Source organism: Christiangramia pacifica, from assembly GCF_057221535.1.
In genome coordinates this window covers 315,980-332,835 of record NZ_CM170146.1, presented here as the reverse complement: position 1 = coordinate 332,835, position 16,856 = coordinate 315,980, and the positions used below count along the sequence as shown (strand labels likewise).

Sequence of the window (16,856 nt, the reverse complement as noted above, 5' to 3'; positions counted from 1 at the left end):
CTAAATGCCGGGTTTTTTGTCTAATAATGCTTTTAAGAGAGATTGATATTTTCTTTATATTGCTTAGAACATTAATTCTTATCTATGAAAAAACTACTAAGTCTCGTTTCAATCATTCTTCTCTCATTAAATCTTACCGCGCAGGACACCTATATTCATGCAGGTAAACTGGTAGATACTAAAAATGGAAAAGTTCTAAAAGAACAAACAATTATAATTTCAGGGAATAAGATCAAGGAAGTTCAAAAGGGATATTCAGATCCTGAGAATCCTGATGATGAAGTGATCAATCTTAAAAATAAAACGGTGCTTCCTGGGCTAACCGATATGCATGTGCACCTTGAAAGTGAAACTAATCCAAGTAAATACCTGCAGAGGTTTACCAATAATCCGGCTGATGATGCACTGAGTTCGGTAGCCTTCGCTGAAAAAACCTTAATGGCGGGATTTACCACGGTGAGAGATCTTGGAGGTTCCGGAGTGAATATCGCTCTTCGCGATGCTATTAGTAAAGGAAAAGTTGCCGGACCTAGAATTTTTACAGCAGGGAAATCTTTGGCTACTACCGGAGGACATGCAGATCCAACCAACGGAATGAATAATAATATGATGGGTGATCCGGGACCAAAAGAAGGGGTAGTGAACGGTATAGAAGATGCGAGAAAGGCGGTGAGACAACGTTATAAAAATGGAGCCGACCTTATAAAAATTACGGCAACTGGCGGCGTTCTAAGTGTGGCAAAGAGTAGTTCTAATCCGCAGTTTTTTGATGAAGAAATTGAAGAGATCGTGAAAACGGCAAAAGATTATGGGTATCATGTTGCTGCCCACGCTCATGGAGATGAAGGAATGCAACGTGCAGTTAGAGCGGGTGTATTAACCATTGAGCATGGAACTTTAATGAGCGAGGAAACCATGGATCTTATGAGAGAAAAAGGAGCTTACCTGGTTCCTACGATCACAGCCGGTAAATTTGTAACGGAAAAAGCGGAAATAGAAAATTATTATCCTGAACTGGTAGTTCCAAAAGCAAAGGAGATTGGTCCTAAAATACAGAATACATTTTCTAAAGCTTATAAGAGGGGAGTTCCAATTGCGTTTGGTACAGATGCCGGAGTTTTTAAACACGGTGATAACGCAAAAGAATTCGGTTATATGGTTGAAGCCGGAATGCCGGAAATGGAAGCCATACAAGTAGCTACCATAATACCTGCGAAAATCCTGAAAATGGAAAATGAGAGCGGCCAGATCGCTAAGGGATTCTACGCTGATATCATTGCTGTAGATGAAGATCCAACCGATAATATTAAAACCTTGGAGAATGTAGCCTTTGTGATGAAGGAAGGAAAGGTTTATAAAATGAAGGAAGAATAATATAATCTTCCTTCATTTTATAGATACCCTTTTATTTTATCTCTAATTCGATAATTTCTGAAATTAACTCACCATTACCCGTAAAACCTTCAATATATAATTTTACATTTTTCTGAAGAGTGTTTAGAATTTTGAAATCAACATAGGCTGAATCCATAAAAATCTCTGGCTTCCAATCGATACTGCCGTAATTTTGAAATAATTCTGAATTATAGGAATTATATTTTGGATTGTAATATTTCTTTTGTGTTTCATAACCATTGTTGGCGATGATTGAATTTAGAGTATCACGATTACTTCCGGCACTTGATCCTCTTTTAAGATTTATTTCAATTACACCTCCACCTTCATTTAATCCTCTACCTGCAGATGCAGATTTATTTATATAAACAGATTCAACCTGACTTGTAGTAATATCATATAGAATTCCAAGATCGCCTATCAATCTCGCTCCATTAAGGTAAATATTAGGCTGTGGTGGCACGGCGTTCAAGCTAAATGGAACACGCGATCTTATTTCAACAGAAGCAGGGGTTCTTCTAACCACAAAACCATTTTGTGCAATTAGATCGGTAATATAATAATAAGACATTTCGTCTTTTTCGTCGATAATGAATTCTTCTGCGAGAGCACTTAATCTGTTACCAGTTTTTAATTCTTTATCTTTTTTAGCTTTTTTTCCATTTAGAACAATAGTATCAAGCATTTCAGTTGAACTGATGAAATTATCTGGAATACTGAGTTTTACTTTTTTTGTAGGCCGGTATAGCATCTCATTTAAGTCGTCCACCTCCAGATCAGAATTTAAAACTTCAGGATAGACCTGGAACTGGACCGAAGGTTTGGATAATTTGTTATTCCGATCATTCAATAATCCTATTGAAAACTTAGTGCTGTCTTCAATAAATAAATTTTCGATTTCAAACGTATTATCATCCTTGATTTCTATGATGCCAAACTCTCCCGAAGATTCATTTCTTAAGAACAATTCATTTTCTTTTTTAGTATTTCTTTTATAAGCAGTTCCTCTAATGCTAAAGCCTTGCTTTCTTTCCAATATATCTTTGTTTTCACCTTTGAATATGTCTTTCCAGTCATACTGGCTCCAGCCCTGGGACATCAGTAAAAGATCCAGATCGTACATTCTTCTTCTTTCAGAAGATTCATCAGAAAAGTAATATGCGGGGTTCTGTACTTTACCTATTAAATATGGCTCTAACAAGAATTTAGAAATGATACTTGAATTCTTTTCATATGCCTCTGTTTCTGAGGGTAAAACCGATATGCTAAGGGATACCGTATTATCAGTCTCATTCTGTTTTGATAACCTAAGTTTTATAGAATCTCCAACTTTTTTAGATCCTGAAACCTTGAAATCAGTCGCTTTTTCAGGCTGATTGAAAACAAGTCTTTCCAATAAGGGTTCAAAAGAGTCATTGAAGATGCTTATTACATTCACTCCTGTAAAAAGAGAATCTTTGGGAAAAGTGATGTTTGCTTCAGATTTGCCTTCAGGAAAATAGAATGAAAAATCTTTCATTTTCCCTTCCTGGTGAATTGCGGTGTAAAACTTTTTCTTTCCAATTTGTTTCCTGGTCTCTGTATTTGTTTTCAGTGATATGAGAATATCTTTATTAAAATCTTTGACCGTCATAGAGATTCCTTTGGCCTCTATTGCATTTAATTTTTCCTTTATTATATCACCATTTTCAGCCATTAATGCGACTTCTAGATCATCGTTTAAATTAGGTTGTACGGTAAAACTTGCATTACCAAACCTATTGGTTTTAAATCTGCTGATGGTGTCCTGGTTCCGAATAACGAATCCTTCGAGTTGATTCATTGAAACATCTGTAGAACTGCTCAATTTCACAGCGATAGAATTGCTAATACCGGAAACTATATGACCACCTTCTGGCAATATTTGCAGATCGTATTTCGGATTATTATTCTTTTCTGCAACATCTGCAGATTCTCCAAGAATTTGGAAAGCCTGAATTCCGGACAGTGAATCATCAATTTCCCGGATATAAGAAGTAGAAGCTTTTATAAAGTAAGTGCCGGGAGCAAGACCAAGCGTATTCAGATCAATATTACCGGTAGATTTTCCCTGGAAAATATAATAGGTTCTTGACACGATCTGTCTACCGGTGCTATTAAAAACCTGGACATTCAGGTTTGTAGATTTAAAACCAGGGATGTTGTTTTTAATATCATATATATAAGTTGCGAACCATAGATTCTCATTTTGAAAAAACTTGTTTTTATTCAGATGTATAAAAACTGATTCTCTAGGATTGTTGAAATACTGATCGTATTCTGTTTCTAATTTTTTGATAGATGTCGGACTGTTTTGAGCGACCGAGGTGATGAAAAATAAGCCCAATAGAAGGCCTGTAAACACTTTTTGCGAATTCAAAAGCATAAATTTGATTGATAAATAAATTGATAAAATCCTTACTGTAGGGAGAGAAGGCTGAAATTTCGAACAAATTAGGAAAATATGCTGATTAAGAAAATTTGATGATCATTTAATTCAAGAAGATAAACTTTAGAAATCCCTTTGTTTTATAATATAAAAAAGGCCTCCAACAGGAGGCCTTTGAATTAAGTTTTTGATTGTTAGTTAAATAGAAGCTGATGAGGTTTCCATTCCTCTATCGATCTTTTTCACCAATCCTTGTAAAACTTTTCCTGGACCAACTTCAATAAATTCAGATGCTCCATCTTTTATCATATTTTGAACCGACTGAGTCCATTTTACCGGAGCGGTCAATTGAAATACAAGATTTTTTTTGATCTCTGCCGGATCGTTTACCGCAAATGTGCTTACATTTTGATATACCGGGCAGATAGGCTTATTGAAAGTTGAATTTTCTATGGCAGCAGCAAGATCCTTTCTCGCCGGTTCCATTAAAGGAGAATGAAAAGCACCACCAACAGGTAAGATCATTGCTCTTCTCGCGCCTCTTTCTTTTAAGTTTTCACATGCTCTTTCTACTGCATCGTATGCTCCGGAAATTACCAGCTGTCCTGGGCAATTATAGTTTGCAGCCACAACTACGCCTTCAGTCTCAGAACAGACAGATTCCACCATTTCATCTTCCAGACCAAGAACTGCTGCCATAGTAGAAGGTTCTAATTCACAAGCTTTCTGCATTGCCTGGGCTCTTTGGGAAACCAGTTTAAGACCTTCTTCAAAGCTTAAAACCCCGTTAGCAACAAGCGCAGAAAATTCACCCAAGGAATGTCCTGCAACCATATCAGGCTTGAAGCTGTCTCCAAGAACTTTACTTAAAATAACTGAATGAAGAAAAACTGCGGGTTGTGTAACTTTAGTTTCTTTAAGGTCTTCAGCAGAACCTTCGAACATTATATCTGTGATGGAAAATCCAAGAATATCATTTGCCTGGTTGAACAGTTCCTGTGCTTCGGGAGACTTCTCGTAAAGATCCAATCCCATTCCCGAAAACTGGGCTCCCTGTCCGGGAAATACATATGCTTTCATAAATATTGGTTTAGGTGAACAAAAATAGGTATAAATAAAAAGACCTCACAACAAAGATTCGTTATGAGGTCTCTTCCGACAAATACAGTCTTTACAAATTTAATTTTCCTTTTTCACCAATATCCTGGTTGTTTCCGCTAACGGCTGCCATTCCAAGTTTGAATAGCGTAACCATTTTGCTGTCTTTATTGTCCCAATAATACGCTTCTTTCGGATTTACTTTTATTGCCGTAATACTTGGGTCATCTTCTCCGTCAAACCAAGCGTTATCTGCTTTGGAATATAATTCCTTGATTACTTCACGATTGGTTTCGATAAAAGCTTCTCCGTAGATACTTAAAAACTCCATATCTGATGTTCCGCTATACAATAACTGAACATCGCTGTCTTTTTCAATATTGCGGTTATGTTCACTATCATTTTTACTTAGGAACCATACCGCTCCATGATCGTCAACTTCTTTCGTAGACATTGGAATCGCGCTTAGTGGCTTCTCGTCCAATTTAGTTACCAGCATGCAGAAATCTATATCTTCTGCCAGTTCCTTTATCTTTTCTCTCGCTTTATCGTCATACAAATTTTTAGTACTCATAGTCAATTTTTTGTTTGATATGAAGATACTTTAGATATGACGGCTGATGCGCTAATGAACTCCTAAAAAAAGTTTCGCTCCTGTTAAGAATTGTAAAATCAGCTGAATTTTTGAATAATGGAAGTGACTTGTGATCTATAACCGACACCAAAAATGTTTAAATGAACCAGTAAATAATATAATTGCCATAAAGGAATTCTTTCCTGCCAGTTTCCCTGTAGTGGATAGGTTTCGTTGTAGACATGAAAGAGTTTTTCCTGAAATCCGCCAAAAAGCTTCATCATTCCAAGATCCATTTCCCTTGGTGCAAAAGCCACGGCAGGATCAATCAAACAAGGTTTGCCAGATGAATTTGTAATGTAATTTCCATTCCATAGGTCTCCGTGAACTAATGCAGCTGGTTCATCAGAAATTATATTCTGACAATTCTTATAAAAGCTTTCTGAAACATTTAATTTGAAACCTTTATTTTCTGCCATTTCTATTTGTGGTTTCAGGCGCATATCAATATAGAAATCTGAAGCAGATTTTCTGGCCGAGTTATATTGCGGCAGGCTACCGATATAGTTATCCTTTTCAAACCCGAAATTTTCTGCAGAATTACGATGTAGTTCTGCCATTTGCTCTCCGAATAATTCCCAAAAATCTGATGATTTAGCCGAAGATTCTATAAATTCCAGGATGAGATAGGAATAAGAATCACTGGTTCCGGTTTTAAGAGGTGCTGGAACGTCGATAGCAGAAGTTTGTCGAAGCCTTTCCAGTCCTAATTTCTCCGCTTCGAACATACCTGGATAGCGTTTACTATCGTTCAATTTAACCACAAACTTCTCAGTTTCGGTTTCAATAAGAAATACCTCATTAATATCTCCACCCGTGAGCGCAGAAAAATTTTTTAAGGGCTTTCCGAATTCTTCAGCAATATTCTTTAAAAGTGGTTGAAAATTATTTACGCTCATAAGTCAGGTAAGTAAAAGAATAATCATGCTTTTCATCCTTATCATGAAATTCTTCTTTTACAAGTTGCCATTTTTCTTTATCAATTTCCGGAAAATAAATGTCCGCATCAAATTCTCCATGAACCCTGGTGAGTTCAATTCTGTCTGCGAATTCCATCCCCATTTTATAAATTTCACCCCCGCCAATGATGAAGGCTTGTTCATCTAATTTGGAAACCCTGATCGCTTCTTCCAAAGAACCAACAACAATGGTATTTTCAGGATGATAATCTTCCTGGCGGGTAATGATCACATGAGTTCTATTAGGCAGTAATTTTGGAAAAGATTCAAAGGTTTTTCTTCCCATAAGGATATGATGTCCGGAAGTAAGTAATTTAAATCTTTTAAAGTCATCGGGCAGGTGCCAGACGAGGTCGTTGTCTTTTCCTAAAGCATTATTTTCTGCCGCAGCAGCAATTATGGTAAGCATCTTTTCTTAACTATTTATTGGTCTATCCGGATCTTCCGGGCTAATTCTTTTGGTGGAATCTGTTCTTTCTACATGGATGTCAGCTCTCTTTGTACTGGGAGCTGGGTGATCCTTTTCCACCTGTTCTTTCAGTTTGGCAATTTTCGCTCGTTGTTTTTTTACAAGTTTATCTACCTGCTTCGTTTCCCATTCCTTTCCCATAAAACTGTTTACAATAAAAACATTGAAAAAATGAATAAGGAACAATAAGGTCCATAGTAAAACAGCCCATACGAACCAGTTATAACCAAGAGGTTTGAAATCTTCCTGATAGCCAATCACCACATTTAGAACTATTAGGAACACAGCACCTATCAAGAAAATTACGAAATGCTGAAAAAGCCGCTTTTTTTGCTTGGCCCTGCTTCTGGCATTTTCATAAAGTTCTCGCTGTTCGTAATCTACTTCTGAAGTGTTTTTCTTTTTAGAAAACATAATTACTATTACATTAGTGTAGTATCAAATTTACATTTTTATAAAAAGAACTTCCTAAGGCTTATGGATAATTTAAGAAAAGGCTTCCCGGTATTGGAACAATATACTTACCTGAATACGGCAGCTTCCGGACTTTTACATGAAAGAGTTTGGGAGTTCAGACAGGAACATGATATGGATTTTTTGATCCAGGGAAGTGTTTTAAAAGAGAAAATGGGGGAGATGCTTACCGGTGTTCGGGAAAGTCTAGGTAATTTCTTTGCCTGCGCGCCAAATCGTGTAGCCCTTATTCCGAATTTCTCTTATGGTTTTAATAGCGTACTGGAAAGCCTGGATAAACCGAAAAAGACTCTGCTGATTAAAAACGATTATCCATCTATCAACTGGCCGGTTGAATCCAGAAATTTTGAAGTGGTCTACGCTGAATTAAATGAAAACCTGGAAGACAATATTATTGAACAGATTGAAAAGGAAAAACCTTATTTCTTCGCATTCAGTATAGTGCAATATATTAACGGAGTAAAGCTTAATATTGATTTTCTAAAAAAACTAAAAGAGCGATTTCCAGATCTGATATTGATCGCTGATGGAACTCAATATTTTGGAACCGAGAAATTTAATTTCGATGAAACCGGAATTGATATTGTGATCAGTAGTTGTTATAAGTGGATGAATGCCGGGTATGGAAACGGATTCATGCTCTTCAATGAAAGTGTTCAGGGTAAATTGTCTCCTAAGCATCTTGGATTTGGCTCTTTGCAAGGCAAATACAAAGCTCACGAAGGTAATTTCATCGGTAAATTTGAACCTGGCCACTATGATACTTTGAACTTTGGAAGTCTGAAAGCGGCAATAGAACTTATCAATCAAAAGGGAATGGATGCTATCCAGGAAAAAATTGATCATTTGAAAAAGATCGCCATGGATAGGTTTGCCAGCGCAAATCTTCTTGAAGAATGGACAGTGAAGCGTGAAGATTTTTCTTCCTTATTTAATATTAAAGGAGATGAAAAACTTTTTTCAAAATTGAGAGAAGAAGGAGTGATTACATCCCAAAGAGGTGACGGAATTCGAGTAAGTCTACATTATTTTAATACAGATGAAGACCTGGATAAGCTTTTCCGGGTATTGAAAATTTAGATAAAAAATAATTATATCGTTTGCGTATTTTCAACTTGATTAACTTTCCACGGAAAAATTTTTAATTCCGAAAAAATGATGCTAAGATGTTGAAATATATTGTTTTATAGGTCTTTATTATTTTAATTTGGTTGGTGAAACCTGTAAAAAAAATAAAGCATGTCTTTAACTAAACAATATTTGAAATCAAAGCCGGAATGTAAGATCACCTTCTGCCTGCCAGCGAAAGAAGCCAATAAAGTTCAAGTGGCCGGAGATTTTAATGACTGGAATTTAACTGAACTTAAAAAGTACAAGAACGGAAATTTTAAAGGTCAATTCAATTTACCTGTAGATAATGAATACCAGTTTAAATACAAAGTAGATGGGGAGTGGGTAAACGATGCTGAAGCAGATGCTTATAAATGGAATGATTTTGCAGCATCAGACAATAGTGTGGTGATCGTTTAGAGGATTATTCAGTCACCTTTACGCCTTTCCAAAAAGCCACGTGATTTTCAATTGGCTTGGCGGCGTAACTGGCTTCCGGATAATACCAGGCGGCATTTTCATTTTTTTCGCCATCAACTTCTATATGGAAATAAGAGGCTTTGCCTTTCCACGGGCAGCGTGTATGCTCATCGCTGGATTTAAAGTATTGCTTCTTTATATCCTCCTGTGGGAAATAATGATTGTTTTCTACGATCTTGGTATTGTTGCTTTCTGCGATCACTTGATTGTTCCAGATAGCTTTCATTTATAAAATATTAGAAGTTACTTTCTTCTAAAGATATAATTTTTGTAGCATTCTTCTCTGTCGCCAAAAGATTTCTCCACTTTAAGTCCGGCTTCATCCGCTAACCAGCGCACCACAGAGTCATCGTATTTTTGAGATATTTCAGTATGGATGGTTTCCCAGGCATCAAAACTGATTTCCAATCCAAGTTTTTTGATGTTGATTTGTTGCTGCTCTTTGCTAACGAGGAAGCTTTTGGCAGTGCCAGTTTCCGGATCGTAGGATTCCCAATGGAGAAATTTATCAGTGTCAAATTCTCCCTCCAGTTCCCGGTTGATTCTTACCAGTAAATTCTTGTTGAATTCCTCTGTGATCCCAGCTGGATCATTATAAGCATCAAGGATGGTTTGTGGATTCTTTTTCTGATCAAATCCCATGAAAAGCATATCATCATCGCTCATAGCCTGCGCGATATTTTCAAGAAAATCTACCGCTTCCTTATGGGAAAGATTTCCAATGTTACTTCCCAGGAAAATGATAACCTTTTTACGCGTGTTATATTCTGAAAGTTTTTCCAGGGTTTTAAAATAAGTCCCTTCCTGGATGTTCACATTCACTTCTGGAATTTCGCTTTTTAAAGCTTCTTCCAGTTCTTCCAACACATTTCTACTGATATCGATAGGCAAATAATCGAATTGATAACCTTTTGATACCATTTCCTTCAATAGTATCTTGGTTTTTTTACCATCCCCAGCTCCAAGTTCAATGAGGTCAAAACCAGCATCGCTGCTAAAAGATTTTGAGATGCTTTCTGCATTCAATTTCAGGATATCAAATTCACAAGATGTAAGATAATATTCAGGCATTTCCATTATTTTCTGGAAAAGCTTATCTCCATTTTTGTCATAAATATACTTGGATAGAAGATATTTTGGATAGGACGTCAATCCCTTATACGTGTCTTCAGCAAAGGCCGATTCAAATATTGTTTCCGGTGGGTTTTTCATATAAATTTATTTGACCAGTCTAAAGCCCGTAAATTGCCATCTTAATTGCGGATGGAAAAAATTTCTGTATGTATGTCTGGTGTGGTTCCTGGAGGTTGCTACAGAACCTCCTCTTAATACTTTTTGATTCACCATGAATTTGCCATTGTATTCTCCAAGAGCTCCTTCAGGTTTTTTATAATCGGGATAAGGAGAATATGCACTTTCTGTCCATTCCCATCGACTTCCCCAGGCAAATTCTTCCTGCGCAGTTTCCCATTCAGCTTCCGTAGGCAAACGCATTCCTTTCCATTGCGCGTATGCGAAAGCCTCGTAATACGAAATATGGGTGACCGGTGCTTTTAGGTCAATTTTCTTCAGCCCATTTAGGGTGTACTGATGCCATTTTCCATCAATTTTATGCCAGTACGCGGGAGATTTGATGTTATACTGCTCTAACCAATCCCAGGCTTCGGCATGCCATAGAAGCACATCGTCATAACCTCCATCTTCCATAAATTCAACGAATTCCTGATTGGTAACAAGCTTATTAGAAATACTAAAATCACACAGGTATTCTTTGTGGACACCCTTTTCATTATCATAACAAAAATCATCCGACTTATGGCCAATTTCATAGATTCCTTCGGAAATGTCTATCCATTCTCTATCAAAATCTTCGATAAGATTTTCCTGGAATTCATCATTATATTTAGGGAATAAAGGATTGTTTCCGAGAATATATTTGATGTCGGTATACAAAAGTTCCTGATGCTGCTTTTCATGATGACAACCAATCTCAACAACTTCCAGGATATTTTTATCCAGCTCATTCTCGTTAAGAAACTTCAGCATCTCTTTGGTAACATATTCCCTGAATTTATAGATCCAGGCAACGGTTGGCCTTGATAAATTACCTCTGTTAGTTCTTATCACTTTTTCGCCGACACTTTCATAATAGCTATTGAAAACGTAGGCAGTATTCTTATCGAATAGCTTGTGATCTTTTGCATATTCCTTTAGAACAAATTCCTCAAAGAACCAGGTAGTATGACCAAGGTGCCATTTTGGTGGAGATACATTTTCAACAGGTTGTACCACATAATCTTCAGTCTCCAGAAAGGAGCAAATCTTTTCCGAATCAGACCTGGTTTCTTTAAATAATTGAATGAGATTTTCCTGTGAAAGCATAAAAAAAGAGTGATACTTTAGGGTATCACTCAAATTTACAATTTTTTAAAAATGACTTTGCCAATCAGTCGTTAAGGTGGAGTTAAAGTATTATCGGCTGCTCCTACCAATAACAATTGGTAATTGGTAGCTCACCGCAACTGGTTTATCATTAAAATTTGCCGGTTGCATTCTATTGATCTCCTTAACCACTCTTATTGCTTCTTCATTCATTAATTCAGTATCTCCGGTAGCTTTAATATCCCTGATTTCGCCATTTTCATCAATCACAAAACTAACGGTAGTTTTAAAAATGTTCTGACTTCCTTTTAAATTCAATACTAATCGGGTATCAAAATGTGAATTTACATATCTGGAAATCGATTCAGATAAACATTTCTTTTTATCACTTTCATTTACGCATTTTGAAGGGATGGGAGGAGTGTCTACCAGGTTCAATTTCATAACGCCAGGCACTCTATTCAGTAAAATTTGAATGTTAGTCATCACATTCATAGGTTTACCATCCTGATAACCTGGTTTAAACTGCGGAAGGGATTGCAAAATGCGTTCAGCCTCTTGTTTAACCACATCGTTTTCCGTTTGAACTGACGACCATCTTAACTTACCGCTGGTTCCAATTATTAACTTAAAATTGATTGCTGGACTAGCAAGAGAATCTGGTATAACTTCATAATCAAAATTATCTTTTATGAAATTGATCAGTGATGCTTTGGAGCAATTACTGGAAGAATCCGCATTTTCGCAACCAGAAAAAATGGGAGGTGATTGAATGTCCTTCCATGAAATTAAATCATTTGATCCTTGAGATCTGGCTACAGTATTACTTAATATTAAAAATAAAAATATGCTGACTATTCTCATTCTAAAATGTCAAAGGAATGGTGTACTTGATAGACTTGGCTTTACCACCTAGCTTTCCCGGAGTCATTGGTGGGATGGATTCCATCAGTCTTTTTGCCTCCGCTTTTAATTCAGGATATTTGCTGTCTACAGAGTTTACCACAACTTTTCCTTTTTCATTCACTTCCATTTTTACAATGGCCTTACCACGAATCCATTCTCCCTTAGAGTTCTTTGAGTATTTGATGTTTTCTTTAATATGCTGCATTAGCATTTTATTAAAACAGGATTTTTTATCTGAACTGTCTTCGCAACCATTCCAAACCGGAGCGGTTTCCTTCATGCTTACAGTATTCCCTTTTACACTAACGTCATCCTGTGCAAAAGAACTAAGTCCTGCAAACATGAATGCGATGATTAATAACTTCTTCATGGTTTATCTTATTTTAATTAGAAATTGAATGGAACCGTAAAGGTTCTTGAGTCTGCTTCACCATTCAGGGTTCCAGGTTGCATTTTAGGAATTTTCATGATCATTTCCCTCGCAGCTTTTTTAACCTGTGGTTCGTCGCCTTCTATAGAATTTACAACAACCTCGCCATTTTCATCTATGGCAAAGGAAATTGTCACTTTTCCTCTGATGTATTCACCGGCATCGTTTTGAGGATATTCATAATTTTCACTTACATGTTGGGAAAGTTTCTGGTTAAAACATTTTTTTACGTCTTCGCTGTTTTCGCAGCCAGGCCAAACAGGTGATGTTTGCTGAGCATTAGAAAGTGCAACGCCTCCAAGTAAAAAACATGTGATAACAATTAACTTCTTCATAATAATTTAAAATTTTTATAGGGTTAAACTAGACCGCAACCTTGGCTTTTATGCCTGGATGCGGATCGTAATTCTCCAATATAAAATCTTCAAACTTAAAATCAAAAATATCTTTTACCTCAGGATTGATCTTCATGGTTGGAAGCGGTCTGGGCTCTCGACTTAACTGAAGTTCGACCTGTTCCATATGATTGCTGTAAATATGTGCGTCGCCAAAAGTATGTATAAAGTCGCCAGGTTTATATCCGCAAACCTGGGCCATCATCATAGTTAACAAAGCATAGGAAGCTATATTGAAAGGTACTCCAAGAAAGATATCGGCACTTCTTTGGTATAATTGACAGGATAATTTCCCATCGGCTACGTAGAACTGAAAAAATGCATGACAGGGGGGAAGTGCCGCTTTTCCATTTGCAACATTTTCTGAAAATGAAACCGAAGTATCCGGTAGAACTGAAGGGTTCCACGCAGAAACCAGCATTCTTCTACTATTCGGGTTATTTTTTAAAGTATGTACGATCTCTTTGATCTGGTCTATTTCTTCGCTATTCCAGTTTCTCCATTGATGACCGTAAACCGGTCCCAAATTTCCATTTTCATCTGCCCATTCATTCCAGATGCGTACACCATTTTCTTTTAGATATTCGATGTTAGTATCTCCCTTAAGAAACCAAAGCAGTTCATAGATAATTGATTTTAAATGCAATTTTTTGGTAGTTACCATTGGAAAACCTTCGCTCAGGTCAAATCTCATCTGGTATCCAAATACGCTTTTTGTTCCTGTGCCGGTACGGTCTCCTTTCTGTGCGCCGTGTTCTAAAACATGTTTAAGGAGATCATGATATTGTTTCATAGGAGATAATTTTATCGGAAATACTTCAGGTTTAATTCCAATAAAAATAACAAAATGAGTAAAAATTACGGTGAGATTTTAAACTGAATAGAGAAGAGTTATCAACTTTGTATCAACTAATCTTCAGCTTTGTCTACAGCACAATGATCTGCATGCCAGGCGTTTCTTTCTCCCATCGGTTTTTCAGCTCCAATGGTAGTATCATATCGGGTCTGGTGTTCCATTTCAGAATTGATCTCTGCACCCATTAAAACAATAAAGGCCGTAAGGAATAACCAAAGCATTAGAATCGCGACTGCAGCGAAACTTCCGTAAAGATCATCGTAACTTCCAAAATTACTTACATACCAGGAAAACGCCATCGAGCCAGCGAGCCATAGAATCGTACCGAGAATTGCGCCCCAGCTAACCCACCTAAATCTTGGACTTCGTCTGTTTGGAGCGATCTTATAGACCATGCTTAAGGTTGAAATCAAAATAACTCCCAGGATCACCCATCTAAACCAGGTAAGAACATCTTCAATTTCAGTAGTGAAACCGAGTTTATCTATCAATAATGGGAAAAAGATGACGATCAGTAAACTAATCAATCCTAAAACAAGTCCGCATAAGGTGAACAGTAAAGTGATGAGGTTTTTCTTAAAAATGTTCCTATTTTCAATTTCATCGTAGGCGATATTGACTCCCTGGAAAAGGGCATTAGTTCCTTTGTTCGCACTCCAGATACTGATGAGGATACTTATGAACAATCCCCAGCCTATTTCCTTGCGGGTTTGCTGAATTACCGGACTTAAAATGTCACTGATCATCCCGAAGGCTTTTTCGGGAAGAATTAAATTTAATCTTGAGATCTGTTCCTGTATTTGGGAAGGTTCAAGTACCAGGCTGTAGATGGAGATCGCGGCAACGATGGTAGGGAAAATCGATAAAAAGAAATAGAATGCCACTCCGGCAGAAACTATTTGAACGTGATCAACTTTCATTTCATGCCATACCCGTTTGCCAATATCTATCCATCCTTTTAGAGGGATATGATGAGGCCACTGGGCTTCTTCCCCGCGATATACAGATTTAGTTTTTTTCTGGCTCATTTACATCTGGTGATTCGTTACCAATACAGCCGGTTCTAATAATAACCGAAAGGCAATTTAGAATTTATAACTCACCTGAAAGAAAATGAAATTAGAAAGTTTTCTAAAAACTGAGACTTGTGATACTATCCGATGATCATTCCGGCGATAGTCGCAGAAAGCAATGAGGCCAATGTACCACCAATAAGAGCTTTCATTCCAAATTCTGATAAGGTCTTTCGCTGTCCGGGCGCTAATGAACCAATTCCACCAATTTGAATACCAATGGATGCAAAATTTGCAAATCCGCAGAGCATATAAGTGGCCATGATCACAGATTTTTCATAATTCAGGCTCAATGCATTGGCCGGGTTTTTAAGATCTGCAAGTTGTACATAACCAACAAATTCACTGGCGGCAAGCTTGATACCTAATAATTGTCCCATCAGCATCATGTCTTCTTTCGCTACACCAATTAGCCACATAAGGGGAGCGAAAATGATCCCTAAAATTGATTCCAGGGAGAATTTTGAATAGGGGGTATATTCAGCCATAACACTGTTCAGTGTGGTAATAGCTCCTACTTTTCCAAGAATGAAGTTGATCATCGCTATAAAGGCGATAAACACCAATAACATTGCTGCTACATTGGCGGCAAGTTTTAAACCTTCAGTTGTTCCATTGGCAATCGCATCGAGAATATTGGATCCTATTTTTTCAGAAGAAACTTCCACATCAGTATTTACAGATTCCTGTTGTGGATAGAGAATTTTAGAAATTACGATCGCACCCGGAGCAGCCATTACTGAAGCGGCCAGAAGGTGTTTCGCAAACTGTAATCTAAGTTCTGGATCATCTCCTCCTAAAAATCCAATATAGGCTGCGAGTACACCACCGGCAACAGTGGCCATTCCACCAACCATCACCAAAAGAATTTCAGACCTTGTCATTCTTTCCAGGTATGCTTTGATCATTAAGGGCGCCTCTGTTTGTCCTAGGAAAATGTTTCCAGCAACACTCAAACTTTCCGGTCCTGAAATGCCTAGCAATTTGGTTAAAATCCAGGCCATACCTTTTACGACGATCTGGATTACTCCAAGGTAAAATAATACCGAAGTTAAGGCTGAGAAAAAGATTATTGTTGGCAGCACCTGGAATAAAAATATAAATCCAAAGCTGTCTACATCCATCATTCCACCGAGTAGAAATTCACTACCGGCGGCGGTAAATTCGAGGATTTTTACAAAAATGTTTCCTACAAATTCAAAAATTTTCTGAACAATAGTGATCTTCAAAACTCCAATGGCAAGCAATAATTGCGCTGCCAGTCCTATACCTACGGTTTTCCAGTTAACCGCTCTACGGTTACTACTGAAAAGAAAGGCGATTAGGATCAATGAAAGCATTCCTATTCCTCCACGAACGATACTTGAAGTGCTGATTCCAGCACTTGGGATCATTTCTTTGGCAGTTTCAGCAGGAATAACTTCAGAGGCTTCCTGATCTTCTGCATTTAGCGAGTATTGAGAATCCCCAGATGAAACGATCATATTAGAATCTGAAAGTTCAGAAACTCTTAGGTTTTGAATGGTATCCTTTGGGCTGTTATAAAAAAGTACCAGCAGGTTATTCTGATACAGATAATCACCTTTGGCTATCGTGTCACCTCCTTTTTCAGCAAGAAAAGTGAATTGACCTTCATTAAAATTTATATGTTCTGCCTCGCCAAAGATGGATTCCTGGCTTAGGCCTTCTGCGGAAGTATCGAGTTGCCAGTTTTTGGAGATTGTTTGTGAGGAGGCTGATGTAATAGAAAATACGATCAGGAATAGGCAACACCAGATTTTGTTCATT

The 16,856-nt window shown here is 37.3% G+C and carries 18 protein-coding genes; 3 read left to right on the top strand and 15 right to left on the bottom strand.

The genetic code is table 11. From position 1 onward, the window contains the following. Positions 1-84 precede the first annotated feature (84 nt). Positions 85-1,374 carry a metal-dependent hydrolase family protein gene (locus tag AC2S94_RS01535; protein WP_484629756.1) on the top strand — a complete coding sequence of 430 codons (1,290 nt, stop codon included), beginning with the start codon at positions 85-87 and terminating at the stop codon, positions 1,372-1,374. A gap of 31 nt (positions 1,375-1,405) precedes the next feature. Here AC2S94_RS01535 and AC2S94_RS01530 read toward each other — a convergent pair whose 3' ends face one another. From AC2S94_RS01530 to AC2S94_RS01505, 6 genes are all read right to left on the bottom strand, one after another. Further along, a complete protein-coding gene (locus AC2S94_RS01530; protein WP_484629755.1) occupies positions 1,406-3,793 on the bottom strand; it encodes a hypothetical protein in 2,388 nt (795 codons plus the stop codon). Positions 3,794-4,000: 207 nt separating this feature from the next. After that, complete coding sequence (gene fabD / locus AC2S94_RS01525; protein WP_484629754.1) at positions 4,001-4,882, bottom strand: ACP S-malonyltransferase; 882 nt, start codon at positions 4,880-4,882, stop codon at positions 4,001-4,003. Positions 4,883-4,973: 91 nt separating this feature from the next. Next, positions 4,974-5,474, bottom strand: a complete 501-nt coding sequence (locus AC2S94_RS01520; RefSeq protein WP_484629753.1) for a pyridoxamine 5'-phosphate oxidase family protein — start codon at positions 5,472-5,474, stop codon at positions 4,974-4,976. A 98-nt stretch (positions 5,475-5,572) separates the two neighbouring features. Continuing rightward, on the bottom strand, positions 5,573-6,433 hold the full coding sequence (locus AC2S94_RS01515) for a fructosamine kinase family protein (RefSeq protein WP_484629752.1): 861 nt from the start codon (positions 6,431-6,433) through the stop codon (positions 5,573-5,575). Then, a complete protein-coding gene (locus tag AC2S94_RS01510; protein WP_484629751.1) occupies positions 6,420-6,902 on the bottom strand; it encodes a dihydrofolate reductase in 483 nt (160 codons plus the stop codon). The genes AC2S94_RS01515 and AC2S94_RS01510 overlap by 14 nt, the downstream gene beginning before the upstream one ends. A 6-nt stretch (positions 6,903-6,908) precedes the next feature. Further along, on the bottom strand, positions 6,909-7,376 hold the full coding sequence (locus tag AC2S94_RS01505) for a 2TM domain-containing protein (RefSeq protein WP_484629750.1): 468 nt from the start codon (positions 7,374-7,376) through the stop codon (positions 6,909-6,911). Positions 7,377-7,439: 63 nt separating this feature from the next. Here AC2S94_RS01505 and AC2S94_RS01500 point away from each other — a divergent pair, with 63 nt between their 5' ends. Continuing rightward, positions 7,440-8,516: an aminotransferase class V-fold PLP-dependent enzyme gene (locus AC2S94_RS01500; protein WP_484629749.1), complete on the top strand. Its 1,077-nt coding sequence runs from the start codon at positions 7,440-7,442 to the stop codon at positions 8,514-8,516. Positions 8,517-8,675: 159 nt separating this feature from the next. Beyond that, the gene (locus AC2S94_RS01495; protein ID WP_484629748.1) at positions 8,676-8,966 is read left to right on the top strand and encodes an isoamylase early set domain-containing protein; all 291 of its coding nucleotides are present in this window, start codon (positions 8,676-8,678) and stop codon (positions 8,964-8,966) included. A gap of 4 nt (positions 8,967-8,970) precedes the next feature. Here the strand turns inward: AC2S94_RS01495 and AC2S94_RS01490 are convergent, their stop codons facing one another. The 9 genes from AC2S94_RS01490 to AC2S94_RS01450 all read right to left on the bottom strand — a co-directional run bounded on the left by AC2S94_RS01490 (position 8,971) and on the right by AC2S94_RS01450 (position 16,855). Beyond that, complete coding sequence (locus AC2S94_RS01490) at positions 8,971-9,252, bottom strand: DUF427 domain-containing protein (protein WP_484629747.1); 282 nt, start codon at positions 9,250-9,252, stop codon at positions 8,971-8,973. A gap of 17 nt (positions 9,253-9,269) precedes the next feature. After that, complete coding sequence (locus AC2S94_RS01485) at positions 9,270-10,238, bottom strand: L-histidine N(alpha)-methyltransferase (RefSeq protein WP_484629746.1); 969 nt, start codon at positions 10,236-10,238, stop codon at positions 9,270-9,272. Positions 10,239-10,244: 6 nt separating this feature from the next. Beyond that, entirely contained in the window at positions 10,245-11,408 is a 1,164-nt protein-coding gene (gene egtB, locus AC2S94_RS01480) for an ergothioneine biosynthesis protein EgtB (RefSeq protein WP_484630885.1), read from the bottom strand. 90 nt (positions 11,409-11,498) lie between these two features. Beyond that, positions 11,499-12,272, bottom strand: a complete 774-nt coding sequence (locus tag AC2S94_RS01475) for an energy transducer TonB (RefSeq protein ID WP_484629745.1) — start codon at positions 12,270-12,272, stop codon at positions 11,499-11,501. A gap of 1 nt (position 12,273) precedes the next feature. Then, entirely contained in the window at positions 12,274-12,684 is a 411-nt protein-coding gene (locus tag AC2S94_RS01470) for an energy transducer TonB (protein ID WP_484629744.1), read from the bottom strand. Positions 12,685-12,701: 17 nt separating this feature from the next. Further along, on the bottom strand, positions 12,702-13,079 hold the full coding sequence (locus tag AC2S94_RS01465; RefSeq protein WP_484629743.1) for an energy transducer TonB: 378 nt from the start codon (positions 13,077-13,079) through the stop codon (positions 12,702-12,704). Between the two features lie 28 nt (positions 13,080-13,107). Further along, positions 13,108-13,932, bottom strand: a complete 825-nt coding sequence (locus tag AC2S94_RS01460; protein ID WP_484629742.1) for a thymidylate synthase — start codon at positions 13,930-13,932, stop codon at positions 13,108-13,110. Positions 13,933-14,048: 116 nt separating this feature from the next. Beyond that, complete coding sequence (locus AC2S94_RS01455; protein WP_484629741.1) at positions 14,049-15,023, bottom strand: YihY/virulence factor BrkB family protein; 975 nt, start codon at positions 15,021-15,023, stop codon at positions 14,049-14,051. A 125-nt stretch (positions 15,024-15,148) separates the two neighbouring features. Beyond that, complete coding sequence (locus AC2S94_RS01450; RefSeq protein ID WP_484629740.1) at positions 15,149-16,855, bottom strand: NupC/NupG family nucleoside CNT transporter; 1,707 nt, start codon at positions 16,853-16,855, stop codon at positions 15,149-15,151. Position 16,856 lies beyond the last annotated feature (1 nt).

Coding starts and splice junctions, on each gene's coding strand:
- AC2S94_RS01485 (WP_484629746.1), bottom strand. CDS start 10,238: ATGAAAAACCCACCGGAAACAATATTTGAATCGGCCTTTGCTGAAGAC.
- AC2S94_RS01505 (WP_484629750.1), bottom strand. CDS start 7,376: ATGTTTTCTAAAAAGAAAAACACTTCAGAAGTAGATTACGAACAGCGA.
- AC2S94_RS01500 (WP_484629749.1), top strand. CDS start 7,440: ATGGATAATTTAAGAAAAGGCTTCCCGGTATTGGAACAATATACTTAC.
- AC2S94_RS01450 (WP_484629740.1), bottom strand. CDS start 16,855: ATGAACAAAATCTGGTGTTGCCTATTCCTGATCGTATTTTCTATTACA.
- AC2S94_RS01465 (WP_484629743.1), bottom strand. CDS start 13,079: ATGAAGAAGTTAATTGTTATCACATGTTTTTTACTTGGAGGCGTTGCA.
- AC2S94_RS01460 (WP_484629742.1), bottom strand. CDS start 13,932: ATGAAACAATATCATGATCTCCTTAAACATGTTTTAGAACACGGCGCA.
- egtB (WP_484630885.1), bottom strand. CDS start 11,408: ATGCTTTCACAGGAAAATCTCATTCAATTATTTAAAGAAACCAGGTCT.
- AC2S94_RS01510 (WP_484629751.1), bottom strand. CDS start 6,902: ATGCTTACCATAATTGCTGCTGCGGCAGAAAATAATGCTTTAGGAAAA.
- fabD (WP_484629754.1), bottom strand. CDS start 4,882: ATGAAAGCATATGTATTTCCCGGACAGGGAGCCCAGTTTTCGGGAATG.
- AC2S94_RS01515 (WP_484629752.1), bottom strand. CDS start 6,433: ATGAGCGTAAATAATTTTCAACCACTTTTAAAGAATATTGCTGAAGAA.
- AC2S94_RS01475 (WP_484629745.1), bottom strand. CDS start 12,272: ATGAGAATAGTCAGCATATTTTTATTTTTAATATTAAGTAATACTGTA.
- AC2S94_RS01490 (WP_484629747.1), bottom strand. CDS start 9,252: ATGAAAGCTATCTGGAACAATCAAGTGATCGCAGAAAGCAACAATACC.
- AC2S94_RS01455 (WP_484629741.1), bottom strand. CDS start 15,023: ATGAGCCAGAAAAAAACTAAATCTGTATATCGCGGGGAAGAAGCCCAG.
- AC2S94_RS01535 (WP_484629756.1), top strand. CDS start 85: ATGAAAAAACTACTAAGTCTCGTTTCAATCATTCTTCTCTCATTAAAT.
- AC2S94_RS01520 (WP_484629753.1), bottom strand. CDS start 5,474: ATGAGTACTAAAAATTTGTATGACGATAAAGCGAGAGAAAAGATAAAG.
- AC2S94_RS01495 (WP_484629748.1), top strand. CDS start 8,676: ATGTCTTTAACTAAACAATATTTGAAATCAAAGCCGGAATGTAAGATC.
- AC2S94_RS01470 (WP_484629744.1), bottom strand. CDS start 12,684: ATGAAGAAGTTATTAATCATCGCATTCATGTTTGCAGGACTTAGTTCT.